This is a genomic window from Endozoicomonas sp. ALD040 (assembly GCF_049275945.1).
GTDB lineage: Bacteria > Pseudomonadota > Gammaproteobacteria > Pseudomonadales > Endozoicomonadaceae > Endozoicomonas_A.
In genome coordinates this window covers 6,215,378-6,239,461 of record NZ_CP184829.1, presented here as the reverse complement: position 1 = coordinate 6,239,461, position 24,084 = coordinate 6,215,378, and the positions used below count along the sequence as shown (strand labels likewise).

Here is a 24,084-nt window from a genome sequence, read left to right as displayed (position 1 = left end):
ATTTGATTAGTACAGTCAGTGAAGCTTATTCTCGATGTGTCAATATTCCCGGATGGCCTCACCAATTGTTCAGCAGTTAGCTCTTCAGAGCTGATGTAATGGTGAATGCAGACATCATTCAGGCTCACTAGCTCACTCTCAAGTTATCACCGATAAATTACAACCCAATAATTACGACACATTCAAGTCAATCAAAAAGGCAGGGAGGAATCCGGAGTATAACAGAGTTAAAGGATGTCAAGAATCAAGATCTGACTCTGCTTTCTTCTCATTCGCTACGCTACCTGATTAAAATCAATGCGTTCAAGGCTTGCTGTATCGACCACTTGCCTGGCTTTCCACAAGTCAAAGCTTTCCTGAAGTGTCATCCAGCTTTCAGCAGAACCACCCAGTACTTGGGACAATCGAATGGCCATTTCCGGTGAAACACCTGCTTTTTCATTCAACAAACGATTGAAAGTACTTCTGGCCACGCCCAGTTGGTCGGCAATTCTGTTAGCGGTCATTGAGGTGAACGGCTCAATGTAGGTACGGTAGATCAATGCCCCCGGGTGAGGTGGGTTAAATGGTTGTATAGCCATCAGTGGTAATCCTCATAGTTTACGATATAGGCATCACCGTCTTTAAATTCAAACACAATGCGGCGGTTACCTGAGACGTTTACGGCTCAAACACATGACACCGGTTTTGTGTTGCCGGGTCTCACCACACGGGTTTCTCCGAGTTTCTTTTCTTGGTTACGCGGCATCAAACCTGACTAGCTTACCTGCCTTATCCAGTTTCTCATGCAAGCTACCTGGACTCAGCTAAAAACCGTTAGGCCAGCACAAAGCGCCCAACTCAAGGAAAAAACGGCAAAAATACTGTGAACTCTCCAAGGGTAATGTCATAGCTGTTTTTTTAGACAGCAACGGAGAAAAATCCATCACTCCGTGGGAACCATCAGAGAAAGAAAGTCGAATTTCTTTATCGTATAACCACTCAGCTTTTATCAATTTAATCATAATCAGCTCCCGGAATACGCTCTGGCGGCTGAAGCTCCACTGCTTTTTGCCAGTTATCAAATAGTGCTGTTTTATGGTCACCAGACCAGTCAGATACCAACCTTGCGGCCTTCTTTGGAAGATGGCCATTGAGAACTGTACCATCATTAATACACACCAAAGCCTCGTGACCTTGGGCTGAAGGTTAGATACCTCCGACTACCAATTTATGTCCTGGCTTGCCATGTGATGTCGATTTTACGATGCTGTATCATACAATCTTTGAGATAGAGGTTGATCAGACTTTGATAAGGTACACCCGTTTCTTCTGCCATTTTTTTGAAATATTCAATCACATCTTCACTAAGGCGCATTGTTACTGATTTTTTCAGCTTTGAAGCGTAAGGGTTTCTGCGGGCTTTCATTTTTGAAAAATCATATTCATCTTTCATGATAAGTTCCCTTCATAATAACTGCGCTCAGTATTAGTGGCTTTCCTTGCTGAGATAATACGGATGGTCTCACCATCGTCTCTCTCGCAATGACATACCAGTAAAACACGGGATTGTTGACTCACACCAACCATTAAAAATCTATCTTCGACCTCAGAACTTTCCTCGTCATAAAACTGAATAGCATATTCATCATAAAATATACTTTTTGCCTCCTCGAAGGAGATTCCGTGCTTTTTTCGGTTGGATCGGTTTTTAGTCTGATCTCATTCAAATTTAATCGTATGTACACTGTATGTGCGTGTTGGGATCTGTCAAGTTTTATTGAGGCGTGACGCGCAGCAAATCATGCAATTGCCTCCTCAGCAAGGGCTTCAGCGAGAGAGCCTGTACCCATATTGGCAATAGCTCTTGCCTTGAGGGAAGCAGGACACCGGGTGATGTTCATGAGCCTTAACAAGCTGATGGCCACGCTGGAAAAAACACAAGAGGAAAACTGGCTTGAGAGATAAGTGCAGCAACTGATGTATTCAAGTTGGCTGATACTGGATGAAATCAGTTACCTTCTCATGCACCAGGATGAAGCGTCCGTGATACAGGACTCATTACTGCATTACGCAACCACTCTGAATTATCAAGGGTCAAAGCTGCTGAGAGACGTTATGACAGGCATTCATCCAGCCAATAAAGCACTTCTGGAACCGCTTTGGGCTGATGGCACTCACGACTCGCGCTATGGTGTCATTTGAAGGAATGCCTTCTTCAAAATCACCATACTGCTTAAGCCAGTCCAGTGGTTCATGACCAAAGTCTTCGATTTCACCCCAGCCTTCTGCGCCGGCAATGACAGCACAGATGGTCAGAAAAAGGATGTCTGTTAGCTTGTGGCCGACTTTCCAAGCTTGGCGAGGGTCACTGATAATATAGAGTTGTGAAATCAAATCGTGAGCATCATGCTGAGGCCTTATCTGATGTTCAGGTATAAGACCATAAACGTATTAGAAAGAAAACAAATATAAGCTACAGGTCGATAATTTCAGGGGGTTTCATGATTTTTCCCTGGTCCAACAGTCTGTTGGATATTAGGTTCTTAGGTGAAGGTCGGCCAGGCATCAGCAAAGGCACGCATATGCATTATGAAATCACTGGATAACTTACAAAAGTTGATCTAGGTTGGAAGGTCAATGGAGTTAAACATTAAGAGATGATCATGGAAAACCTCTATAACACCGACTATCACGGCTGGATCGCCCGGCAACGTGAGCTACTGAAAAACAACAGGCTTAACGAACTGGATATACCCAACCTGCTAGAGGCAATGGAACAGGAAATGGGGAATAACCATCATACCCTTGAGTCACATCTGAAGATTCTTTTATTACATTTGCTGAAATACCAGCATCAGGTAGAAGTTATCAACCCGGTGCTGCCGGAGCCATATAATTGTCGTGAATGGTTTGCAAGCATAGACAGGGCGAGGGATGCCATAGGGTCGCTACTCCGCAGAAATCCATCTCTGAAACGGGAGACCGACGAAACACTCCGTGAGGTTTACCCTAGTGCCAAGCGCATGGCTATTAAAGAAATGAACCGCTACGTGCAGAAGCACCAGCAGCTTAATAACAACAGTTTCACACCTGAGTGTCCCTGGACCTTCGGGCAAATTATTGAGGATGACTGGCTGCCCTGCGATTAAATAGGCTACTCAGCTAACTGCATCTGGCTTTCTGTGCGAGCATGGTCTGTTTTGCGGCTCGTTGATAAACAGATTGCAGCGACTGTGCTGGCTTGCGATTTGATCGCTGTAGCCAGAAGTTAGAGTAACTTTTCAGGAATAGGTGTTAAATGGCTGAATCCATTTTTAGACTAGAGCAGGATTAGAGGGGGTCAAGAATCAACACTTGACCCCGGTTCTTTTTGGATGAACATCCTAATCTTTCGGTCAGATTAAGGCAGTTTCGACTATGGCCTGGACCATATCTCACTGACGTCCTGTGGCATCAAGTGTTACAAGTTAGCCCCTGATTTCCAAGAGTTTCAGGAGTTCGGGGTTGTCGGTTATCACATTAGGCTCCTCTTATAAAACGGTTTCAAGGATTTTCATAATTTTTCCTGATGAACATACTATCTTGAAAAAAAGCTCTTGGATTTAAAATTAGCTTTCGCAATTTCCGCCAGAAACCACCATTCTTTTTTCTCACACCGGCCTGAAAATGAAAAAGACCGGGATACTCCTCAACTGGAAAGCCATTCAATATTTGTTGCTCCCGTAACCAGCAAGGAAAATCAGAAAGTACCGTATCAGAGTCGAAAACACCGTTTTTTAAAACAGCCAATATCTCAGCATCTGCCTGAAAGCCCGGCAAAGGTTCTGGCAATGTCACCGTGGCGTCCTTGAGGATCTCGGCAAAACAGGCTTCATTCTCCTTTCTTTTACGGTGGTACTGTCGAGTCAGTGGCCTTGGGTGCCACTGGTGCAGCAGAAATGAACCGTTAAACAAATGCGGCACCGCATAATAACTAAAGTAGCGGCGAAAGCCCCGGTAATCCCCCGGAAACTGACTTTTCACATCCACAGGATAATCGGCAGGCCGTTTGCCAACAGGGTAATACATGGCCAATCGGTGGATCAGATCAAAGTCTTCATAGCCGTGGCCGGCAAATGCCTGACGAAAGCCGCCAATCGCCAGAAACCATTCACGATTGATCAGTAAACAGCTGGAGGCCAGGGCGATGCCATCCACTTTACATACTTCACCACGAAACCAGGACTCAAACGCCTCCTGGTATAAAGCCTGCTGCAAAACAGGCTTAAAAAATTCCGCCGTAAAATGGGCAGAATAGCGTTGTGAAAGGTAAAGGCAGGGGAACATGCGAAAAGCCAGCGGCCCTTCCAGTGACAATTCCCGAACAAAGCCTGATAGCTGATCAATCATTTCCCGGCTGATCAATAAATCCGCATCAAACAGAAAAATATACTGACCGGTTGCATGGGCAACCGCTGCATTACGGACCTGCCCCGGTGCGAATACACCTGGCTGATACTGATGGAAATAGCGCAGGTTGTCCTGCTGTCCATTAGTCAATTTTAAGCGCGTTGATTGTCGCCCCGTATCAAAAACCACGAGTTCGATATCTGGTTGATCTGCAAAACAGGCAATGGCCTGATCAAGTCGCTCAATAGAAGCCCGATCGCCTGACCGTTTCCGAAAGGGGATAATAACGGAAAGAAGCTTATTCAAGGTCTATTACCCGTTCAACACCTTCAATACCTGCTCAACCTTCTCCGCCAACACCTGACAGTGCCGGGTAATTTCCGCCTTATCTTCACCTTCTACCATCACCCGAACGACGGGTTCAGTACCGGAAGGGCGCAACAAGACTCGGCCACAGCCAGCCAGTGCCTGTTCGCATTCGGTAACAGCACGGGTCACTGCAGGAATACGGGCAAGGTCTCGGCGCTCGGTCATAACAATATTGACCAAATGCTGTGGGTACTTGTTCATGCCCTGCTTCAGTTCCGCCAAGGTCTTACCGGAATGCTGAACCGCTGCCAGTAACTGCAAAGCGGCCACAATACCATCACCCGTGGTGGTCACCTGTCGGCAGATCAGATGGCCGGAGGATTCGCCACCCAGATACCAGCCATTGGCCAGCAGCAACTCATTAACATAACGGTCGCCCACCGCTGCACGGGTAAACGGAATATTACGCTGGGCCAGAGCGTGCTCCATTCCCAGGTTGGACATCACCGTACCCACCACACCGCCCTGCAACAGACCACGGTCTTGCAGTGAGCAGGCCATAATAAACAACAACTCATCACCGTCCAGTTCGGCACCATTGCCATCCACCATAATCAGCCGGTCACCATCGCCATCAAAGGCGATGCCCAGATCTGCACGATGTTCCAGCACCTGCTGCTGCAAATGGTTGATACAGGTGGAACCCAAACCGACATTAATATTGGTGCCATTGGGCTCAATACCGGTGTTGATCACCTCAGCCCCCAACTCAGCAAATACCGCAGGCCCCACTTTGTAACAGGCGCCGTTGGAGGCATCCACCACAATCTTCAGGCCATGCAGATTCAGCCTTGGTTGTACGGTACTTTTGCAAAACTCGATATAGCGACCAGCGGCATCATTAATACGGCGCGCTTTACCTAACTCATTGCAGGGCACACAGCTGAACGGTTCTTCCAGCATTGCTTCAATCTGAAGCTCAACCTCATCGGGCAACTTGAGGCCCTCACCACAGAAAAACTTGATACCATTATCGTAATAGGGGTTATGGGAAGCACTGATCACAATACCGGCACTGGCGCTGTAGGTATGGGTCAGGTAAGCGACAGCTGGCGTAGGCATTGGGCCTAACAAATACACATCCATCCCCGCCGCCGAAAGCCCGGCTTCTAAAGCCGACTCGAACATATAGCCGGAGATACGGGTATCTTTACCGATCAACACCCGGTTATTGCCCTGGCGGCTTAGTACACGCCCGGCAGCCCAGCCTAGTTTCTGGACAAAATCAGGGGTAATAGGAAATTGACCGACACGGCCACGGATGCCGTCGGTACCGAAGTATTTTCTAGTCATTGGAAATCACTAAAGGAATAAAAGGATGGAAAATTATCTTGCACGGCTCAATAGAAAAGGCAGGGCGGTTAATGCTAAAACCAACCCAAAAGGTTTGTGTATGATAGTAAACCAGCTAGACTATATTAAGTCTTAATTAAGTCTTATGGAGGCAATTCCAGATGAAACTCTCACAACAAGTCAAGCCCATCAGCTACCTGAAAGCCAACGCAGCCGAGATACTGAACCAGCTGCAAGAAAGCCGGGAGCCGCTGGTGATAACCCAGAACGGTGAAGCTAAAGCCGTTATTCAGGATATCCACAGTTATGAAGCATTGCAGGAAGATATCGCCCTGTTAAAACTGCTGGCTCTGGGAAAACGACAGCTGGCCGACCATCACACCGTTACGGCAGACAGTGTAATGGCCGATATCGATCAACTCCTGGTGGATGACGCACCTGATAATAACCGAGACGATAACAACGATGAAGAATTACAAAACAGTACAGGGGAATAATCATGACAAAAGTTATTCTCACTCAGGATGCCCGACAGGACATACTGGACATTATCACCTACACCAGAGACCACTTTGGCAACCCCCGGGCAGTGAAATTAAGGCAGACTTTTAATACCGCCTTGCAAAGCCTCAGGGAGCAGCCCTATAAAGGTGCCATAGTTCCGGAACTGACCCGGTTCGGGAATACTGAATATCGGCAGTTGGTAAGGAAGCCTTTTCGTATAATTTATCTGGTAACTGAGGACGCAACAAAAAATAACCAGGACGTCATCGTTGCCATATTGCTTTGCGCTGATGGGCGGAGAAATTTCAGCACATTATTGCAAAAGCGGCTGTTTAGGAGTTGAATTCCATCCAGGGGTTTGAAAATTTTCTTGACTTAATTCAAGAGTCAAGATCTGACCTCGGTTTCTTTTTTCTTTTCCTTGACCTCGGTTTTCCCTTGCTACAAACTCTTCTTTGAATTTGTAAGGTAATCGCTCCCAGTCAGAGGGCCTTTGTAAATATCTTCAAGCAAGAAATGAAGAACTTCTTTTAGTTCTCGTTTCTCTGTTGGCATGACAATCTTTCCGTTATTAACATTGATGGTCACGCTTGGAAAGTTATTGGCAGCATTAGATATTTCAGTGACAGAATAATTCTCTAATACTCCTGTACTTGAAATGGTATGAACCATTTTCCTAACTTGGGTATCAGCCTCATGGATGAATGAGCTGGCATCTGGAACTTCTATAGATGCATGTTGAGTGATAACCTCAAGATCTTCATCAGTTGCCTCAATGTACTGGGCTGAAAGATCAAAAACCATTCTGGCATTGTGAAAGCTCTTAAACTTTGTTGTGTCGTTTTCAATTATTGCAACAAGCTTGTTATCAAGGGTAAAAATTTTATCTGTTGATTTTACAAAAGTGTTACCTGTTTGCATTTTTATAATAGGAATCTCATTCAAAGAAAGTGCTTGCCTAGATGAAAACTTTTGAACTAGCACTGTAGTATTCCCATTTGTAACGGTGCCAGTAAAGATTGCTTTAATTGGCTCGTTAGTAAAATTGGAAATGTTTAGATCAGAAAATGAAGAGGTGTTTGCATTTATGGCATTTACCATTAGTGAAGATTCTGCCAAATCATCAATTACCAGTAATTCATTTTGATCAGGCTTCCAATCGCCATTAAATTCTATTTCTGTATCAATGCCAGCTTCAAATGAAGCTTTCTGCTTAGTGAAAACTCTCGCTATTTCATTTTGCAAAGTTTGGTTAACACGAATCCATTTTACTTCAGGATTTCCATTTCCGTCCTTTACGAGCGCAAAATAATTTTGCTGTCCTGTCACTACTTTAATCCTCAGTGTCTAATATAATATATTCAGTTAGTTGAGATACTACCAAAGGTTGGCTTGCACGCCTTAATTCTTTCTTTGTAATTAATACATATGTAACACCCTCAGGTGTGCTTACTTTATAAAAATGCCAACGCATTACACCTAGGAGTGGATTGAAATGATAGCTATACCCCGTGCTAGTGATTATTGCGAAAATGACAAGGGTAGGAAGCCAAACCTCCCAATTTAGAGTGTCAAAACTAGCAGTGAATAATGGGAGTAAATACAAAATCAAAAAGCCCATATTTTCTCGATCAGCTGCTTCAACTGTAGAAACGCTAAAATCTATTCTCTCGAGCGAATTGTTTGCATACCTCAACAACCAAATGCAAAGTAAAACAAGGAACAACGATAAGCATACAGCTAATGCTGCAAAGGCTTTTTCACCAGCAAACCAAGCTACCCATGCGTAAGTGAAACCAACTGGTGCTATTGATGTGCTTGTTAATAATAGCTTTGCGAGCCAGCTAAACATACCAGCACCATTTTTTAAATCTATAGATTAAAGAATACATATTGATAAAATTTAAAGCTTACTCTGTTGTGTGGTATTTCTCCTTGCAGCTAACCGTATAGCTGACGAGCGCACTAACAGGTGCCCCGGTCCAGCGAGTTGTTATATTGCGATAAACACAGGACTTTAGATCATGGATATTAAAGACAAGCACTTAACTATTGTTTACACAGTGAACGACTCAGAAGCATTCAAAACAGAGCAAGACTGAATCATGTCTCATTTTGAAAAAGCTGATGGTAAAGCGTGGGCAGTTACAGTATTTTCAAGAGATGACTCGTTCCCACTCTCCAGTGTGGGAATGCATACCAGAATACGCACCTACAACTTGAGATATCTTATGGGTTCAGCATTAAAGCCAATGTTTTGCCATACGTGGGAACGAGCCAAAGAGCCTTGAAAATAGAACAGAGTTAAACGATGTCAACAGTCAAGACCTGACCCCGGTTACTTGATCCCGGTTTCCTATAATTCAAATTCACCAATCCATAGGCCAAAAACAACTACAGACACAAAATCATTCCTGTAACAATTTATGCAATGCTGCTAACGATTTTTCCTGATCTAAAGGACCATGACCACGTTCATCATCCCGATAAAATTGAACTGTTAAATTAGAATGGTTGTCAATAGAGTCATTACCAAGCGACTGAATAAATGGCAAACAATGATTATTTAAGTGAAAAACGTCGGATACAGACTGTAAATAAACCGTTCTGGGAAGTGTGCAGTTTTCATAACGCTTAATGAGAGAAACTCTTTCTCCATAAATATTTTCAATATCGGAGTGTGTCATTTCGGGGAAGCATAAATCAGTAAAGTGTTTTACATGTCCTTTGTGATACTTGAGTATATTTGTCTGGCAATTATTTACCAGCACCTTGCTCTTCAATGGAAACTCTGCTGCCATTTGCAAAGCCATAAAGCCCCCGGCACTTGAGCTATAGAAACACACCTCGTCAGTTGCAGGGAATATTTTTTTTATAATATCTAGCAAAAACTCTTTTGCTAACTTCAAATAATTTTCATCTTTTGTGCCAACTAACCACCCAATACGAAGATGATCCGCAAGATATAAAGTTGGGTCATTTATAACCACAACATTTGCATGTATTCTTTTATGCCATGACCATCTGTGATACACCGGCGGGCTCAATTTAGAACGATCAATAGCACCAGGAAACATTACTACCAGTTTATTAACGTCACTTTTTTTTGCAAAGAAAGCTTCAAACTTAATATTACCTAATAAGGTCTGTACAACTGACTCATTCGCTTCGCTTGGCAAATAAGCTAGTTCATATGTTTTTAATTCCATAATTTAAATCTGCTTTATAAAGACAATATTTCAGGGGCATTAAATTTCCGTTGTTTGACAGGAAATTCAATATAAAATTTATTAGTTTCAATTATATCTTTGTGCCAAGCTTTGTAAGCGGAGCTATACTCTCTGCGAGCACCTTTGACACCTAATATCGGATCAAGACTTAGAGGACCATAAGAAGTCAACGAACGATCATGATAACTAGCAATATAGTAGGGTGCTTCAAAATGGAACAAAGCATCACTACCAAAATATGCTGCTATTCGATCAAGGAGCTCACTATCTGCCGATGTCCTGACCGAATCAAAATACCCTAAAGTCTCAAAAACTTCTCTTTTATAGAAAAGAGTGATTGGTCCTTTACGCATAATATTACCATTATGCAAGTTCACAACTGAAAAAACGTCAACTCTACAATAATTAACTACCAGCGCCATAACTTTTTCAGACTTCAATTTATCAAGTTGCACTTCCAGCCTATTTGGATGAGACCAGTCATCAGAATCCTGAAAGGTAATATATTCACCTGTGGCAGCCTTTAACCCATGGTTTTTAGCTCTGTATGTACCCGAATTCTTTTTAAGCCTGATTAAATTAATTCGTTTGTCTTTCTTGTGTTTTACAAATTTAGCCAGTTTTCTGTAAGCATTTGATTCACTACGATCATCAACAATAACCAATTCAAAATTACTGTGCGTCTGATCTAGTATTGATTGAATAGCCACTGGGGTATATTCAGTCCACCCAAAGTTAGTCATAATAACAGAAATCAATGGTTGATTATGATCCGTAATTACATCAGCCGTTGACTGTAAGTTCATTACAGAAAATGAATGTGTTTTATCATCCTTACTGGCAAAATTTCGTTGGTTCTTTGGAAATATTTCAGAGAATAAAGTGAATGACTTTTGGTGATTTCCAATCAATCGTGCAGAGTTAGATAGCAGAAGCAATCTTTCATACTTGCCTTTTTCTGTAGCATTGAATACATCTACTTGTTTGTATAAGTAATCATCAGCATCTTGATAGCGACCAAGCTGAATCAATGAATAAGCATAGTATTTTGCAAACAATAAATCTTTATCTATTCCACTGTTTTGAATTAACTCAAGACAGGCCTTAAAATCACTTTTAACTACAATTTTTAGCAATATATAGAGAAAAGCATTTCGTCGACTTACTTTAAGTTTAACCGCTGCTGTAATTTGCTCAATAGCCTGAGTATACTCTTTTCTCTCACAGTGTAGATAAGAGAGATAATAATGCAGTTCATCACTCACTTCCCCGGCAAGAATGCGGGACTTTAACTGATCTTCTATTTTTGCCAGCGTACCTTCACGAAAGTGTATCAATGGCAGCAGGGCGTTAGCATACTGGGGGTGCTGCTTGACATAAGCGTATGCTGCTTCAAAATCTGACTCTGCCGCCAGCAACTCAACAATGGCCATAGCCCAGCGTTGCTTGTTTCTATCTGATTGAAGTTGATATATTTGTCTGGCATTTCCAAGTGCATCGCCAAATCGCTTTTCTTTTTTGTTGATAAAGAAGCTTTGCGTCAGCAAGGTGATTTCAGGTACAGAATCTGGAGCAGCGGCCAGCATTTCTTTGGCTTTTTTCAGCTGATCTGTCACTCGCAGTGAGCCAAGATAAAAGTTGAATATTTGCTTATGTTGCTGGTGTTCATTTGATAATTGATCGTATAGATCAATCAATAAGGTTGTTTTACCTGCATCAAAAAGCAGTTTGAATATTCTTGCTATAAATGTTGGCGATTTCCATTTACAAGCATTATGGGCTAACCGATCAATCCAGGCTTCAGCATTAGTTCCAGCCAGTAGTTTTATCAAATGATAACGACTTGAAGCCAGTTTTAACCGGTAAAATAATTTTTCCGCTTCATCAAATGAGCCCTCTGTTCCTGCCATTTTTAGTATCTTTAATATATTGCGACTGTCCCCGTCTGGCAATACATCAATATTCTCAATCAGGTAGGCGGCATCACTAACGGACTTGTTAGCTTCAACAAGCGTCGTTATGCACAAATCAACATAGCGATTACAAATTTTTATATTCAGGTAATTTGACTGTTTGATTATTTTTAGCAGAAGCTGCTTTATTAGTGGGTCTCGAACACCTTTTTTTAGCATCGTATAGACAAATGCTTTAGTACTGTCATTGTGATAAAGCTTATTTTTAAGATAAAGTCGGTAAAAACCTTTCAGCTTACCAGACTGAATATATCCATTAACATCTTCCAGAATAGATTGGTCGCAGCTTTTATCTGAAGACTCTGATAATACAGCCTGAAGAAAAGCCTGAAGAGCCAGATAGCGGGTATGTTTATAAGCATCATAACCTTTTTTAGCCAGCTTAAGAACATTACTCAGCTGTCCCTGATCAATCTGTCTGGAAATTTCTAAATCTATATTTTCTCTTTGTCGATTTCTGATCGACAGAGACTGAGAAAAACAATCATATGCCTTATCAATCTCCCCAAGCTCTACATAATGATCACGAGCCTCATTTAAAATCGTTATGATTCGGGGAGTTTTGATAACAGAGAGTGCAGTGTTATTGCTATAGAGCGATTGATAGGTTTCCTGAGATATAAGCTGATGCACTGAAGAGTAATCTTTCTTTTCACCCAATGTTATCAAGTGACTCTTTAACTCTTTCGCTTTTCTCTGTGCCTTAAAGTTAGTTATAAAATTACTGTTCACTACAAATGCCACAAAAAATTACCCCGGCAAAGCCGGGGTATTGGTTAAACAATTACCCAAAAATTACAGACGGCCATCAACCTGATGCACAGGCAGCACACCTTTAACATCAAAAATTACACGCTCTGATTTGGCAAACTGCTCAACTTTCTGGCTGTAGTTCTTAACAAAACGCTCGTGACCTACGGCAAAGATAACGGCGTCATAGGCATTACTGACTGGCTTGTTTACCAGATCGCGACCATATTCTTCCCAGCATTCCTGATTGTTAGCCCATGGATCGTACACATCCACTTCAGCATTGTGTGCTTCCAGCTCTTTAACCAGATTTTCTACCTGAGTGTTACGCACATCCGGGCAGTTTTCCTTGAAGGTGTAACCCAGCACCAGAATACGGGAGCCAACCACATGGATTCGCTTACTGTTCATCAGGCGGACTACCTTGTTGGCCACGTGAGCAGACATCCCTTCATTAATCCGTCGGCCAGACAGTATCATTTGAGGATAATAACCAGCAGATTCTGCTTTGTGAGCCAGGTAGTAAGGATCAACACCAATGCAATGGCCACCAACAAGACCTGGCTGCATTTTAATAAAGTTCCATTTTGTGCCTGCGGCTTCGATTACATCTTTTGTATCAATGTCCAGACGATCAAAAATCAGAGAAAGTTCATTTACCAGAGCAATGTTAACGTCACGCTGAGTGTTTTCAATGACTTTAGCTGCTTCTGCAACTTTAATGGTAGGGGCTTTGTGAGTACCGGCAGTAATGATCATGTTATAAAGACTATCAACATAATCCGCTACTTCAGGAGTGGAGCCAGAAGTGATTTTTTGAATAGTTGTAACGGTATTTACTTTGTCGCCCGGATTGATTCGCTCAGGGCTATAACCTGCAAAGAAGTCTTTATTAAACTTTAAGCCAGAAACACGTTCAACCTCAGGAATAGCATCTTCTTCTGTTGCGCCAGGGTAAACGGTGCTTTCATAGATGATAATATCACCTTTTTTTACCACTTCACCCAACATGCGGCTAGCAGACTTAACAGGTGTCATATCGGGAGTTTTGAATTCGGTAACAGGTGTTGGAACTGTTACTATGTAAACATTACAGTCACGAATTTCATCAAGCTTATCAGTAAACGTTATTTTGTCTGATGCTTTTAACTCTTCGCTGGATACTTCCAGAGTATGATCAACAAATTCGCACAACTCATTAATGCGCTTTTTATTGATATCAAACCCTTTGGTTTCCAACTTTTTGCCGAATTCAACTGCCAGTGGTAGTCCCACATAGCCAAGGCCGATTACTGCGATTTTTGTGTTTTCTAAATTAAACATACTGTTTGTTGTACCGATTTACTTAATTTTACTACCTAGGTAGCTGTCCTTAAAAAATTGCCTGGGATTATTTATCAGTTTTCTAAATTTTGCATTTAGTTTTATATATGCAAAGGGTTTGAAAATTGAGTAGCCTCCCCAAGGGCTATTATTAGTTAGTAATTTGTTAACTGAATTTTTAATATCTTTGAAATTTTGTTTTTCTTCATGTAAACCATAAAGCATGTATGGGGATGACTCTAGCCACCCTTCTTCATGAGATAAACATAACATTTCAATATTGTTTTTCTTGCAGATTACTGCAAAAGCTGGGTCTACTGCATATGGATATTCGTTTAAAATTTGGCTATTCACTTTTGTAAATAGACTAGTATGAAATCCACTAACACCAGTCCCCAATAAGTGGCAGACCTTATCTTCTTTTACCGTTTCAGTGAACTTATAGAATTCCTTTCTATCGGCTTTGAAGCTTGCTACATATTTCTTGAAAATAATACCGTGATAACCAACTACTTTTTTACGGTTATGTTTATCGATTGCAGATACTGTTCTGAAGACATAATTCTCAGGATAAATGATATCATCGTCACATGTCAGATAGTAACCATTTGTTTTTTGTAACCAATGGAATTTTGCTTCTGCTCTGCGGTTACCTGTCTCATCAATAATACAAATAATTTTATTTCGTTGGCTATGCTCTTTGATCTCTAGTGGTATTTCTTGATATTCATTTAAATACAAGAGTAAATAGTCAACCTGATTTATCAATGAATCAATAGTTATGAGTAAGCTTCTTTGCCTTGCAGGATAAGTCGCAATTGCAGCGCAAATAGTATCTTGACTGGTATTGAGTTTGATGTTTTTTTGAGTGCAGCCAACTTTTTCTAGACGAAAGTATTTAATAGTCTTATTTGTATTAATTGGTTTTTTGCACTTGCTTGTTAGTTGAATATTAAGGCATTCGGGCTTGTCTTTGGTAAAGAATATTGTTGATATTTCACCGTCGCTTTTTAAATCACGATTTAGTATTAAGCTGCCATCTTTGTTTTTTCCAGTCAGCTTTAATGCTGTGTAGTTGTCTACGTTTTCGACTTTAACTGTGCAGCGATAGACAGAGCTGTCTTCGACATTTGCTGTAGTGGGTAAAATACTATCTTTCATATTAATAAGAACAAGTCACGGAATAGCCTATCGAATAGCATTTTGACAGGTCGTTAAGGGTTGGTGAGTTCAGAAATCAGATCTATCTGTTGTAGGGAAAAATATAAATTACTTGGTCGTTGGTTAATTCAATCTGAACTGGGTTTTCTAACAGTCCATTAAAAGAGGTGATACCTTGTCGTGTGTTGAAAGCCAGGGTATCACCGTAGCTCGTTTATTCAACTGATAGACCCTAAACCAAGCGAACACCTTCCAATTTGGCAATTTGGTGAATGGGTTGTTCCGGGTGCTGTGTATCGTGAATCAAAATATCTACTTTTTGCTCACCCCATCGGTCTTCCAGGGCGAGGCGTAAGTTGATTTTCTTTTCGACCGGGTTGCTCAATCCATCGACTTCAATCAACAAGTCAATATCGCCACCTCGTGCGTCATTTCTGGCCCTGGAGCCAAAGAGCCAGACCCGGGCCTGCTGGCTGATCTCTTTCCTGACCAACTCTATGATGTCGTTTTTTTGCTTCGGACTGATTCTCAATCGTCACCACCTAACTTTAAATTGTGGAGCTTGAGTAGGTAAGCTTCGATCTGATCGGTGATTTTAATCAGTTCGGGAGCCACAGCCCATGCCATGTTGAGAGCTTCAGCCCGTTGTGATTCAGCCTCCGGGTAGTCGTGAGAAAATACATTGCGAATTTCACGCATTTTCCGCCAGCTGTCGGCGGAACTGAGGATATGTCGCTTTTCCATCCGGGATAACGTATCTGCCATATTCAAGCCTTCTTCATCTTCCATTAGTAGTAAGTTTCTGAAGAGCTTGTTGCCAATACAGTCTTGCAGGCCTGCAAATCGAACTCTGAAAGCGTCGAGTTTTTCAAATAGCGCTTCATCTTCCGACTTGAGTGCTTGAGCAGTCAATGGAAAGTGCTCTTCAAGCCTCCTGAGTGAGGCTTCCATGCGTTTGACGGCTCTTTGGGATTCAGACCAGTTTTGCTCAAAAAGAGATAGATATTTTGTATTGAGTGGCATTGTTCGTCTCAAGGTTCTGAAAGCTTTGAACCCAGTATGCTGCCAAGATTGCTAACTTACCAGTTTCGCCGTAAAGCTTTGCCCGATAAGCGGGGAGAGTCAGCTCTGATAAAAAAGCCTTCCCACCCGCTGAATATGCTCAACCAGCGCCGGGTTATCAATGTCTTCCAGAATCGAGAGATCAAAACTGTAAGGCAATAGCAGGTTATCCAATGCATCATCAATTTTGAACAGCAGGTTTAAATCCAGTGTTTTACCCTCTGCGGCCACCAGGGTTAGATCAATATCTGAGCCTGTGCGGTAGTTTCCTTTTGCTCTGGAACCATAAATAATGGCGCTCCCAACTTGCTGGTGTCGGTTTAATACGTCTTGAATGGCTTCTATGGTTTTATCACTTAAGCCAAATTTCATGAGTTATCGTCACCTAGCAGCCTGTCGGACTTAAGACTGTCCTACTGCGGTTGCAATAAATTGGTCTAAAAATCCCTGTTTCTTCGTCAAATAGCTCGCTATTCTCCTCAGAAACAGAGATTTTTATCCTCAATTTCTTGCAATCCTCGCTACGGACGCTTAAGTCCGACAGGCTGCTAGCCTTTTTAACATCTGCTCCAGTGCTTTGAATTCAAAAAAATACTGGCTGATGATATTTTCATAGATTTCCTGAGCAACTTCTTCCCGATAGGTGTGAGATGTCAGGTTTCTGCTTTTAATCATACTCATCCAGATTTCACCCTGCTCTATAAGCCCTTCTTTGAAGGCGAGGCGAGTGACGTCCCTGGAACCGTAAATTCTTTCAGCCCCGCGCTCAATCAAAAAGCCTTTCAGGGTATTGCAGGCCAACTCATGGGTAAACTCAAAGACTTTGATCAAACCCAGTTTTTCAAGCTCACTCAACACACGATGGTTGGCCAGACTGACAGCTGCCTGCAATCGGCCTAAGGCACGCTGGTAGTTATCAAATCGTTGCTTCCAGCGACTATCTTGTTGCTTTTCCATCCTGTTATTTCAGTGATCTGGTTGAATCAGGCTAAAGGCTGGCAGTCTTGATGCTTTTCTGTCAAAGGTCCAGGTCTTTTTGCATTGATGACTGAGGTTATAGTGGCCAATCATTGCATCTGCAAAGTCATACCCTTGTTCATAGTCATCCAGTGCAGCCATGACCGCTTGCCGGTCATCGGTGACAACGCCCTGTTGGCAAATAAAAGCCTTTAATATCTCGCACTGTCGTAACCGCTTGACCTGATAGAAATGACTGAGTACCCATACCGTTTCTACCAGCACGATGGGGGAGAGATAAACCTTCGGCATTCCGATAAACAGTGACAGTGCCTGTTGGTACTGCTGCAGGTCATCTTTGACCAGGAAGCGGATAAGTACATTTGTATCAATCCCTTCCATTGTCAAGCTCCTTGTTCTGCCCCCAATCCTTAGTGGCGCCCTCCCTGATAGCGGATTCCATATCTTCAAGGGATGCCCGGCGTCCGCCCACATCGTCGGCAAGGCAACCGGCCAGGTGGGTAATATCCTGTTTCATGGGTACCAGGGTGATTACCCCGTCTTTTTCTAAAAACAGCACCTTATCGCCCGGTTCCAACTGGAATTTCTCCCGCAAGGCGCTGGGGATGGTCACTTGTCCCTTGGTGGTAATAGAGCTGCTGGCCATGGCTGACTTCCCGAAAATAAAGGTATTACTCAAAGTAATACCTGGAAGTCTACGTGTCAAAGGGCGCAAGCCGATGTTTGCACTCAGTGGGTACCATGTCATTTAGGAACATTATTTCACCATAGACTCTCACCAGAACGGTATTGTTTCGCATATACATGGACATTTATCAATAAAGCAAAGGTAGCACTGAAATTACCAGGATTAACCGTACAAACAGACGACGGATTGATCATATATTAACCAGTCATTTGCACACCATTCCATTAATAATCATTAGCCCCAGCTATTGACTGGATACTACTGGAAAGGTGAGTGTCAAAACCGGTTCTGTTAATGATGATTTGCCAATGCACCATGATGCACTATTATCACATTCATGATGTATCAAACTAAAAAAAGGGCTTAAACCATGAGAACAACACTGGATCTAGAGCCGGGCTTGCTTGCTCAGCTCAAGGAGCAAGCCGCCAGGGAGCGCACAACCGTGAGCCAGTTGGCAAACCAACTCATTCGCATGGCTATTTCCACACAGCAGAATAAACCGGAGCAGGTGCCTTTCCAGTGGCATATGGCAGAAAATGGCAAACCTGCCGATGGTTTTGATCCATCGGATCGCAGCTGCCTTGATGGCCTGGCTTAATGCTCTTCGAGTTGAGCGGAATAAGCTGTATCAGAGATTTTACCCACATTACCAGTTATTTCGATTTGATCGGCTTTTCTACGGATAAGCATGAAAGGGTACTACCTAAAGTAATACCCTTTCATAACCGCAAAAAAGTGCTATAGCCTCAACACCACCGCCGCACTCATAGCCACCTGATAAATGACCTGCATAATATCACTGGTATATTGCATGGTTTTTTCATCGACCTGTGGCATCACCAGGATTTCGTCTCCGGGTTTAACGTCGTATTTCGCTAAACCACTACTGAACAGACCATCGTTGTATTCAATGCGAGAAATCGTTCCATCCTGATGCAGGACCAGCACTCGGGATTGATCGGCTTTTTGAGAGTAGCCCCCTGCTGCGGAAACGTAGTCGTTGATGGTTTTTTCATTATCAAAGACCATGGCATTGGGGAACATGACTTCGCCATGCACCTGAACCAGAACGGTGTCATTAGGAATAACGATTCTATCCTGGTCTTTCAGCATGACATCCATGCGGGTTTTATTCTGGCCCAGCAGCACCTGACCACGAGGGACTGCCTGTCTGGCTCTTTCTACAAATTGCAGGATCGATTGTGCATCGGCCTTTCTCAAGTTGGCTTCGCCTATGCTTTTGCTTCGTGCCGAGAGTGCCGCTTGCTCAAGCTGTTTTAGCTGCACATCAAGCATGGCTTTCTGGCGTTTTGCTACAGACTCTCTGAAGAGTTGCATGGCTTCCATATTGGACCGGTCGTTAGGGGAGAGCCGGGCCATCAGATCTTTAATGGTGCTGCCGTAAGGAAGGATATAAATAGCCTGACCGTTGTGTTCCCCCTCGACTGATACACTGATGGTTCCCGGCATTTTGTCAGAAACAACGGTGACTTCATCGCCACTATGAAGTTGCACGTCCGCTGTTTTGGCAATAGGCAGGTATTCCACGTTGCGCTTGGCCATCTGGTTTCTGGCAATCCGAACGTGGGTGGCCTCGGGTAACACACCGACCATATCCAGAGCGTCTTTCAGAGCCGTCTGGCCGTTGGCGAATTCGATCTGAACCGGGTTTTCAACCAGTCCATCAAAAGCGGCTACCCCTTGTCGTGTGTTGACAACCAGAGTGTCACCGTCGCCCAGTTGAACCTGTTCAATGGTACCTGTGAGAAGAAACTCATAGAGGTTAAAAATAGCTCGGGTCTTGCCGTTCCGTTTTAGCTCAACGTTCAGATAACTACCAGACTCTGGACGTATACCACCGGCTTTTGCCAGAAAGGCCAGTATTGAATCCGATGAAAAGCCGCCATAAAGGCCGGGTGATTGAACAAAGCCGGTGACAAACAGTTTAACCGGTTCTGCTGCATTCAGGCTGGAGTAGACGTTGACATTTTTTTGGTAAACACTGCGAACTTTTTTCTCGATAACCTGGTTCAGGTCTTTGTTGGCAACACCTTGCAGCTTTACGGGTCCTACCTGTGGAATAAAGACATTACCTTGTGCATCGACCGTAAGTTCTACGGCCACTTCATAAGCTCCCCACATTTGCAGGGTTACTCTGTCACCAATGGCCAGAGTGTACTCAGGGTTGAAGCCTTTAAACTCGGCCTGTTTGAACCCTTCAAATAAATTTTGACCGAATACCGGATGTTGCGTGACGGTTTCAACGAGTTCCGGGCCTACTGTTTCCGTTTCAGTAGATTCGGGGATCGGTGTGTTTGCGTAAGCAGCCACACTCAGCATGAGTGCAGCTGTTGAAGAGATGAGTTGTTGTTTCATAAATTCATAGTCTGGGAAATCAGGAATGCTTTAACGATGCTGTTTTCTTGATCTTTCGTCAATCACGATGCTCATGGATAGTGGCGCGAATCATTCGTGCCAGAGCAAATATCATCAGCAAAATCAGCAGTATGTTGATAAGTGAGTAGGCCACCCTGGGGTATTTGGCATCCTGCGCCTGGTATGGACTGCTGACGACGACCAGCTGCTTTAATTTTCGGCTTGCCTCTGTGCGTGTTGTTTCCAGGGCAACCAGTGCCGACGTATAGGCCTGGGTAGCCAGCTCCAGATCCAGTTGTAACTCTTGTTGTTGAGCAGCAAGTTCGTTCAGCGAAGTAGCATCACTATCGACCAGCTTGTCCTTTTCTGTGGTGATCTGAGATTGAAGAGCACTGATCCGTTGTTTTAATGCAATGACTTGAGCTGAGTTTTCGTTCAGGTAAGACGTCAGGGTCTGTAACTCGGTCTGGCTTCTGATCAGTTCAGCCTGAAGTTCATTCATGATGCCGCTCAGTGCAGCTCCCTGTTCTTCGACGCTCAGTAATCCGGTTTCGTTCTGGAAGTTTAATAATCTTCGCGTGAAGTCCTTGAGCCTTTGTTCAGCCCGCTCGACTTCGGAACGTACAAAGGTTAATTGTTCATTGGCCAGGTTGTGACTGATGTCATTTACAAAGCTCTCGCTCTTTAAAAGGATCAGGTCGGTGACTTTTTTGGTGTATTCAGGCTCAAATCCCTGAACCTCCATATCCAGCATGCCATTGGTATCGTTGTATCGCACATTGATATGGCTGCGATAAAAGTCGAGAAAATCTTCCTGACTGGCAGATGGGGAGAGTCTGGAAATCCAGTCGGCAGATTCAATGTAATGCTGTTTCAATGAAAGCTTTTGATCCAGGTGCTCCAGCATATCGGGCGACTGTATAAAGGTCTCCAGAATCTTCTGGTCATTGCTGGCTTGTGGAGTCACGCCAAACAGACTGAGGCCTTCAATAGAGCCGCCGCCTGAGTCACTTCGCTCAATAAGAAAGCTGGCCTCGGACACATATCGGTCCGAAGCGATCAGGGTAAAGTATATTGCACAGAGTGCCCAGGGAATAAGAACAATAGCGGTAAACCACTGCCCGGTTTGATGAGTCAGAAGTGCTGACTTGAGTTTATGGGCAAGGTTAAGCTGTTTTAGCTTTTTCTTGATGGTATATGCAGGAGCGACAGTCTGTTTGTGCTCTGGTGGAGTTCGAAGAACTTCGCTTTTACTGGCTGGTTTTTCTTCTTTAGGAGGTGTTTGAGGTGGTGCTTGAATAGTGTCTGGCATGTCGATAGGGTCAGGTCAATTTACATCGAGTTATAGGCGGCAATGGCATCATCTATGCTGTCATGAACATGGATTGAGCCGTCTTTTATATAAATGCCAATGTCACACTGCCGCTTTAGCTCATTGATGTTGTGTGAAACAAAAAGAAAGTTGGCTATCCCTTTTTTGGCATCAAAGGTTTTACGACATTTTTCTCTGAATCGCTTGTCACCTACGGCTGTAAGCTCATCAATCAGGTAGTAGTCAAAGTCAAAAGCCATGCAGACGGCGAATGAGAATTTGGATCTCATTCCGGAAGAGTAGCTTTTGAGAGGCATTTCGAAAAAGTCATTCAGTTCAGAAAAGTTTTTGATGTATTCGATCTTATCCTTGATCTCATCTTTGTTTTTTCCGTAAATCCGGCAGATAAATTCAGCGTTCTCTCGGCCCGTCATACTGCCCTGGTAACCGGAAAGCCCCAGAGGCCATGAAACATTGCCTGCTATTTTGATACTGCCTTTGTTGGGATGGTCGACACCCGCCAGCAGTCGCATTAGAGTGGACTTGCCACTTCCGTTGGCTCCAAACACTCCGATGTTTTTATCACCTGGCAAAACAAGGTCTACATCTTTGAGTATGTAGTGGCGGCCTTTGGGAGTCGGATAATATTTTGTGACGTTATTGAAAGTGATCACTGTGTCAGCATCCTGCGCCAGTTAGCCCGGAGCATCAGAAGGCCTAAAGTTAAGGTTGTTAAGGCCCACATCTCTACGTATTCAAGACTGAGCAGGCTGGTATCATAGTCGTATGAAAAACCTGAGCGCATAAATTCAAAAATATGGACCAGTGGATTCCACAGCAAGATTTCCTGTGCAGCAGAAGGCAGCTCGTTGATGGAGAAGAATGTGCCAGAGATGAACATGAGTGGTCTGAGCAAGGCGGGTATAAATTTTCCAGGCTCAGGGTAAAGCGTATTGATGACGCCAAAGATCAAACCCAGACCAAATGCAATGATGCTCAACAAACAGTAGGAATAAATGATAATCAGGCTGTTTACCAGATTGACTTCATAACCAACCCACCAGGTGATCAGAATTATCCCGGATAAGACAATAAAAGATGTTATAAATTCAAGTATGAAGCGGCTCAAAAAGGTGTCAAAGACTCTTACCTGACGGTATATGAGTAGGTTTTTGTTGGCATTCACTGCGCTCAATGATTGCGTTATGACTTTCTTGAAATATAGAAAGGGGGCAATACCGGTGGCCAGAAATATGGGGATTTCAAGGCCTCCGACAGAGCTTCGACCGCCAAAGTAAAACAGCCCCATGAAAACAGCTATCTGCAGCACAGGTTCAATAAAGGCCCAGGCTATGCCAAGCCGGTAAGCTCCAAAGCGGGTTTTAAGCTCGCGTGTGAGCAGCGCATGCAGTACAGCATACTGAATTTGTAAGGGTGATCTTGATTGCATCAGAAAAATGAGGTCAGTCAGCTCGAGCCATTAGCAGGTTTGTAACTTGGATTTGCATCGATTTATATTCAGGCACGCTACCGCCCTTCGAGATTTGCTGCATGAATTGTCATAGGACAGGTACGAGCACGCATATACTGAAACAGCGTGTTGGGAAATTTGGCTGAGTACTATAAGCTTTGTGTTTTATTCAGGTAATTGTGTATTGTCGCACTTGATTATTTCGTTTTTGTTACACCGATTATTGCGGCTATGTTCTTGTACAGGTGCGAAGACAAGGAAGGCAATAAACTCTGGGTATAAAGGCGGATCAGGTATCTTGATTGCTGTTGTTCATATTCATGCTTTGTTCATAAAATGTCTGGTTTTGTAGGCTTTTTGTAATTTATATGGTACTAATGTTTCATACAATAGGTAGTATACCTGCTTGGAGAAATAAGAAAAGCATGATAATCGCCAATGTCCTATTATATTACCATGTTAGTGTATTTTAGTGTTTATCCAGTTATGAAAGACTTGGTGTAAGGTTAGTGTCGTTTAAAGAGTCGCCAGCATCGCGCAATCCAATCGCACTTTCTGTGCGGTAATGTCTGTGGTCATTTTGCTCAGCGGTGCTGGGTGATTTTTCGCCCTGGTTTCCTTGCTTTAGGCCCTCTATGTAACTGAGTTGCAGCTCTTCTTTTATCTGCTACGTTCCAATCTCGAATAAAAAACCATTGGGGTAAGTAGTGTGAGTCTTTTGGAGAGAGTCACGGCATTGGAAGAGCATCGTGAGCATTGGGGCGGTATTGAAGGCGCAACATAAGTCCTAGACATCCATTCCGATGCGTCGCTGGGCTCCGATAGGGAGTGGCCAGATGTACCTGAATCACTAGTCGAAAGCGCTGGGATAGCCAACATCTGAACTAAGGAGCTTGCGCACAAGTTTTGCTCTACTCAGGCTCTATCAGAAAAAAACGACATTCAGGCTAATGCATCGGGTCAACGAAAATAGTAATGATGCAGGGCTTGCGCACTATTTGACAGGTTGAGGTAGAGGTATATAATCCGGAACTTCCTAAAACTTATTAGCCTGATCCCTTCTCGCTTTACTTGAAAATTTCGAAGATACTCGTTCTTTGGCGTCATGTGAACACGGCTTTAACGATATCCTTGTGATCGGTAATTTCGACATCATCACTAATGTCGGTATTTAGGGGAGGTTGGTAAAGAAAAAAGGTTGGTTGCGAGCTTTTTGCGGA

The 24,084-nt window shown here is 43.3% G+C and carries 25 protein-coding genes and 3 pseudogenes; 4 read left to right on the top strand and 24 right to left on the bottom strand.

The features are described from left to right. Positions 1-275 precede the first annotated feature (275 nt). From ACOJUN_RS22750 to ACOJUN_RS22725, 6 genes and pseudogenes are all read right to left on the bottom strand, one after another. Positions 276-581 carry a HigA family addiction module antitoxin gene (locus ACOJUN_RS22750; protein WP_422134135.1) on the bottom strand — a complete coding sequence of 102 codons (306 nt, stop codon included), beginning with the start codon at positions 579-581 and terminating at the stop codon, positions 276-278. Positions 582-806: 225 nt separating this feature from the next. Continuing rightward, the gene (locus ACOJUN_RS22745; RefSeq protein ID WP_422134134.1) at positions 807-1,004 is read right to left on the bottom strand and encodes a DUF2442 domain-containing protein; all 198 of its coding nucleotides are present in this window, start codon (positions 1,002-1,004) and stop codon (positions 807-809) included. After that, positions 997-1,170: pseudogene (locus tag ACOJUN_RS22740) on the bottom strand (DUF4160 domain-containing protein); the annotation flags it as partial. The pseudogene ACOJUN_RS22740 and the gene ACOJUN_RS22745, both read right to left, overlap by 8 nt. A gap of 40 nt (positions 1,171-1,210) precedes the next feature. Next, on the bottom strand, positions 1,211-1,435 hold the full coding sequence (locus ACOJUN_RS22735; RefSeq protein ID WP_422134133.1) for a CopG family antitoxin: 225 nt from the start codon (positions 1,433-1,435) through the stop codon (positions 1,211-1,213). After that, positions 1,432-1,689, bottom strand: a pseudogene (locus tag ACOJUN_RS22730) (BrnT family toxin); the annotation flags it as partial. The pseudogene ACOJUN_RS22730 and the gene ACOJUN_RS22735, both read right to left, overlap by 4 nt. A 405-nt stretch (positions 1,690-2,094) precedes the next feature. Beyond that, a pseudogene (locus ACOJUN_RS22725) lies at positions 2,095-2,376 on the bottom strand (ISAs1 family transposase); the annotation flags it as partial. A gap of 269 nt (positions 2,377-2,645) precedes the next feature. On the opposite strand from ACOJUN_RS22725, the gene ACOJUN_RS22720 reads away from it, so the two are divergent. Beyond that, positions 2,646-3,131 carry a DUF29 domain-containing protein gene (locus ACOJUN_RS22720; protein ID WP_422134132.1) on the top strand — a complete coding sequence of 162 codons (486 nt, stop codon included), beginning with the start codon at positions 2,646-2,648 and terminating at the stop codon, positions 3,129-3,131. 394 nt (positions 3,132-3,525) lie between these two features. On the opposite strand, the gene ACOJUN_RS22715 is transcribed toward ACOJUN_RS22720, so the two are convergent. Continuing rightward, a complete protein-coding gene (locus ACOJUN_RS22715) occupies positions 3,526-4,677 on the bottom strand; it encodes a glycosyltransferase (RefSeq protein WP_422134131.1) in 1,152 nt (383 codons plus the stop codon). 6 nt (positions 4,678-4,683) lie between these two features. Next, complete coding sequence (gene glmM / locus ACOJUN_RS22710) at positions 4,684-6,033, bottom strand: phosphoglucosamine mutase (protein WP_422134130.1); 1,350 nt, start codon at positions 6,031-6,033, stop codon at positions 4,684-4,686. Between the two features lie 161 nt (positions 6,034-6,194). Between glmM and ACOJUN_RS22705 the strand changes: the two genes are divergently transcribed. Then, positions 6,195-6,530 (top strand): type II toxin-antitoxin system Phd/YefM family antitoxin, encoded by a 336-nt coding sequence (locus ACOJUN_RS22705; RefSeq protein ID WP_422134129.1) that lies wholly within the window; start codon positions 6,195-6,197, stop codon positions 6,528-6,530. A gap of 2 nt (positions 6,531-6,532) precedes the next feature. Continuing rightward, complete coding sequence (locus ACOJUN_RS22700; protein WP_422134128.1) at positions 6,533-6,880, top strand: type II toxin-antitoxin system RelE/ParE family toxin; 348 nt, start codon at positions 6,533-6,535, stop codon at positions 6,878-6,880. Positions 6,881-6,978: 98 nt separating this feature from the next. Here ACOJUN_RS22700 and ACOJUN_RS22695 read toward each other — a convergent pair whose 3' ends face one another. The 12 genes from ACOJUN_RS22695 to ACOJUN_RS22640 all read right to left on the bottom strand — a co-directional run bounded on the left by ACOJUN_RS22695 (position 6,979) and on the right by ACOJUN_RS22640 (position 17,693). Next, positions 6,979-7,866, bottom strand: a complete 888-nt coding sequence (locus ACOJUN_RS22695; RefSeq protein ID WP_422134127.1) for a Kiwa anti-phage protein KwaB-like domain-containing protein — start codon at positions 7,864-7,866, stop codon at positions 6,979-6,981. Positions 7,867-7,870: 4 nt separating this feature from the next. Further along, positions 7,871-8,389 (bottom strand): hypothetical protein, encoded by a 519-nt coding sequence (locus tag ACOJUN_RS22690; RefSeq protein WP_422134126.1) that lies wholly within the window; start codon positions 8,387-8,389, stop codon positions 7,871-7,873. A 556-nt stretch (positions 8,390-8,945) separates the two neighbouring features. Next, positions 8,946-9,746 (bottom strand): hypothetical protein, encoded by an 801-nt coding sequence (locus ACOJUN_RS22685; protein ID WP_422134125.1) that lies wholly within the window; start codon positions 9,744-9,746, stop codon positions 8,946-8,948. A 14-nt stretch (positions 9,747-9,760) separates the two neighbouring features. After that, entirely contained in the window at positions 9,761-12,484 is a 2,724-nt protein-coding gene (locus ACOJUN_RS22680) for a glycosyltransferase (protein ID WP_422134124.1), read from the bottom strand. Positions 12,485-12,535: 51 nt separating this feature from the next. Beyond that, the gene (locus ACOJUN_RS22675; RefSeq protein WP_422134123.1) at positions 12,536-13,813 is read right to left on the bottom strand and encodes a nucleotide sugar dehydrogenase; all 1,278 of its coding nucleotides are present in this window, start codon (positions 13,811-13,813) and stop codon (positions 12,536-12,538) included. Positions 13,814-13,831: 18 nt separating this feature from the next. Beyond that, entirely contained in the window at positions 13,832-14,974 is a 1,143-nt protein-coding gene (locus tag ACOJUN_RS22670; RefSeq protein ID WP_422134122.1) for a glycosyltransferase, read from the bottom strand. Between the two features lie 232 nt (positions 14,975-15,206). After that, on the bottom strand, positions 15,207-15,506 hold the full coding sequence (locus ACOJUN_RS22665; protein WP_422134121.1) for a nucleotidyltransferase domain-containing protein: 300 nt from the start codon (positions 15,504-15,506) through the stop codon (positions 15,207-15,209). After that, complete coding sequence (locus ACOJUN_RS22660; protein ID WP_422134120.1) at positions 15,503-15,997, bottom strand: hypothetical protein; 495 nt, start codon at positions 15,995-15,997, stop codon at positions 15,503-15,505. The genes ACOJUN_RS22665 and ACOJUN_RS22660 overlap by 4 nt, the downstream gene beginning before the upstream one ends. Before the next feature lie 99 nt (positions 15,998-16,096). After that, a complete protein-coding gene (locus ACOJUN_RS22655; RefSeq protein ID WP_422134119.1) occupies positions 16,097-16,408 on the bottom strand; it encodes a nucleotidyltransferase domain-containing protein in 312 nt (103 codons plus the stop codon). 159 nt (positions 16,409-16,567) lie between these two features. Then, positions 16,568-16,993, bottom strand: coding sequence for a nucleotidyltransferase substrate binding protein (locus ACOJUN_RS22650; protein ID WP_422134118.1), 426 nt, complete (start codon positions 16,991-16,993; stop codon positions 16,568-16,570). A gap of 9 nt (positions 16,994-17,002) precedes the next feature. Continuing rightward, positions 17,003-17,395 carry a PIN domain-containing protein gene (locus ACOJUN_RS22645; RefSeq protein ID WP_422134117.1) on the bottom strand — a complete coding sequence of 131 codons (393 nt, stop codon included), beginning with the start codon at positions 17,393-17,395 and terminating at the stop codon, positions 17,003-17,005. Then, on the bottom strand, positions 17,382-17,693 hold the full coding sequence (locus ACOJUN_RS22640) for an AbrB/MazE/SpoVT family DNA-binding domain-containing protein (protein WP_422134116.1): 312 nt from the start codon (positions 17,691-17,693) through the stop codon (positions 17,382-17,384). The genes ACOJUN_RS22645 and ACOJUN_RS22640 overlap by 14 nt, the downstream gene beginning before the upstream one ends. 379 nt (positions 17,694-18,072) lie before the next feature. Between ACOJUN_RS22640 and ACOJUN_RS22635 the strand changes: the two genes are divergently transcribed. Then, complete coding sequence (locus tag ACOJUN_RS22635) at positions 18,073-18,303, top strand: hypothetical protein (RefSeq protein ID WP_422134115.1); 231 nt, start codon at positions 18,073-18,075, stop codon at positions 18,301-18,303. 140 nt (positions 18,304-18,443) lie between these two features. On the opposite strand, the gene ACOJUN_RS22630 is transcribed toward ACOJUN_RS22635, so the two are convergent. The 4 genes from ACOJUN_RS22630 to ACOJUN_RS22615 are packed head-to-tail and all read right to left on the bottom strand — an operon-like array spanning position 18,444 to position 22,843. Next, entirely contained in the window at positions 18,444-20,081 is a 1,638-nt protein-coding gene (locus tag ACOJUN_RS22630; protein WP_422134114.1) for a polysaccharide biosynthesis/export family protein, read from the bottom strand. A 58-nt stretch (positions 20,082-20,139) separates the two neighbouring features. Beyond that, complete coding sequence (locus ACOJUN_RS22625) at positions 20,140-21,393, bottom strand: hypothetical protein (RefSeq protein WP_422134113.1); 1,254 nt, start codon at positions 21,391-21,393, stop codon at positions 20,140-20,142. A gap of 20 nt (positions 21,394-21,413) precedes the next feature. Beyond that, positions 21,414-22,067, bottom strand: coding sequence for an ABC transporter ATP-binding protein (locus ACOJUN_RS22620; RefSeq protein WP_422134112.1), 654 nt, complete (start codon positions 22,065-22,067; stop codon positions 21,414-21,416). Continuing rightward, entirely contained in the window at positions 22,064-22,843 is a 780-nt protein-coding gene (locus ACOJUN_RS22615) for an ABC transporter permease (RefSeq protein ID WP_422134111.1), read from the bottom strand. The genes ACOJUN_RS22620 and ACOJUN_RS22615 overlap by 4 nt, the downstream gene beginning before the upstream one ends. Positions 22,844-24,084: the final 1,241 nt, after the last annotated feature.

Excerpts from the sequence above, each read along its gene's own strand:
- ACOJUN_RS22660 (WP_422134120.1), bottom strand. The coding sequence starts at position 15,997 with ATGCCACTCAATACAAAATATCTATCTCTTTTTGAGCAAAACTGGTCT.
- ACOJUN_RS22750 (WP_422134135.1), bottom strand. The coding sequence starts at position 581 with ATGGCTATACAACCATTTAACCCACCTCACCCGGGGGCATTGATCTAC.
- glmM (WP_422134130.1), bottom strand. The coding sequence starts at position 6,033 with ATGACTAGAAAATACTTCGGTACCGACGGCATCCGTGGCCGTGTCGGT.
- ACOJUN_RS22705 (WP_422134129.1), top strand. The coding sequence starts at position 6,195 with ATGAAACTCTCACAACAAGTCAAGCCCATCAGCTACCTGAAAGCCAAC.
- ACOJUN_RS22645 (WP_422134117.1), bottom strand. The coding sequence starts at position 17,395 with ATGGAAGGGATTGATACAAATGTACTTATCCGCTTCCTGGTCAAAGAT.
- ACOJUN_RS22700 (WP_422134128.1), top strand. The coding sequence starts at position 6,533 with ATGACAAAAGTTATTCTCACTCAGGATGCCCGACAGGACATACTGGAC.
- ACOJUN_RS22675 (WP_422134123.1), bottom strand. The coding sequence starts at position 13,813 with ATGTTTAATTTAGAAAACACAAAAATCGCAGTAATCGGCCTTGGCTAT.
- ACOJUN_RS22735 (WP_422134133.1), bottom strand. The coding sequence starts at position 1,435 with ATGAAAGATGAATATGATTTTTCAAAAATGAAAGCCCGCAGAAACCCT.
- ACOJUN_RS22685 (WP_422134125.1), bottom strand. The coding sequence starts at position 9,746 with ATGGAATTAAAAACATATGAACTAGCTTATTTGCCAAGCGAAGCGAAT.
- ACOJUN_RS22655 (WP_422134119.1), bottom strand. The coding sequence starts at position 16,408 with ATGAAATTTGGCTTAAGTGATAAAACCATAGAAGCCATTCAAGACGTA.
- ACOJUN_RS22615 (WP_422134111.1), bottom strand. The coding sequence starts at position 22,843 with ATGCAATCAAGATCACCCTTACAAATTCAGTATGCTGTACTGCATGCG.
- ACOJUN_RS22635 (WP_422134115.1), top strand. The coding sequence starts at position 18,073 with ATGAGAACAACACTGGATCTAGAGCCGGGCTTGCTTGCTCAGCTCAAG.
- ACOJUN_RS22690 (WP_422134126.1), bottom strand. The coding sequence starts at position 8,389 with ATGTTTAGCTGGCTCGCAAAGCTATTATTAACAAGCACATCAATAGCA.
- ACOJUN_RS22650 (WP_422134118.1), bottom strand. The coding sequence starts at position 16,993 with ATGGAAAAGCAACAAGATAGTCGCTGGAAGCAACGATTTGATAACTAC.
- ACOJUN_RS22625 (WP_422134113.1), bottom strand. The coding sequence starts at position 21,393 with ATGCCAGACACTATTCAAGCACCACCTCAAACACCTCCTAAAGAAGAA.
- ACOJUN_RS22630 (WP_422134114.1), bottom strand. The coding sequence starts at position 20,081 with ATGAAACAACAACTCATCTCTTCAACAGCTGCACTCATGCTGAGTGTG.
- ACOJUN_RS22720 (WP_422134132.1), top strand. The coding sequence starts at position 2,646 with ATGGAAAACCTCTATAACACCGACTATCACGGCTGGATCGCCCGGCAA.
- ACOJUN_RS22670 (WP_422134122.1), bottom strand. The coding sequence starts at position 14,974 with ATGAAAGATAGTATTTTACCCACTACAGCAAATGTCGAAGACAGCTCT.
- ACOJUN_RS22745 (WP_422134134.1), bottom strand. The coding sequence starts at position 1,004 with ATGATTAAATTGATAAAAGCTGAGTGGTTATACGATAAAGAAATTCGA.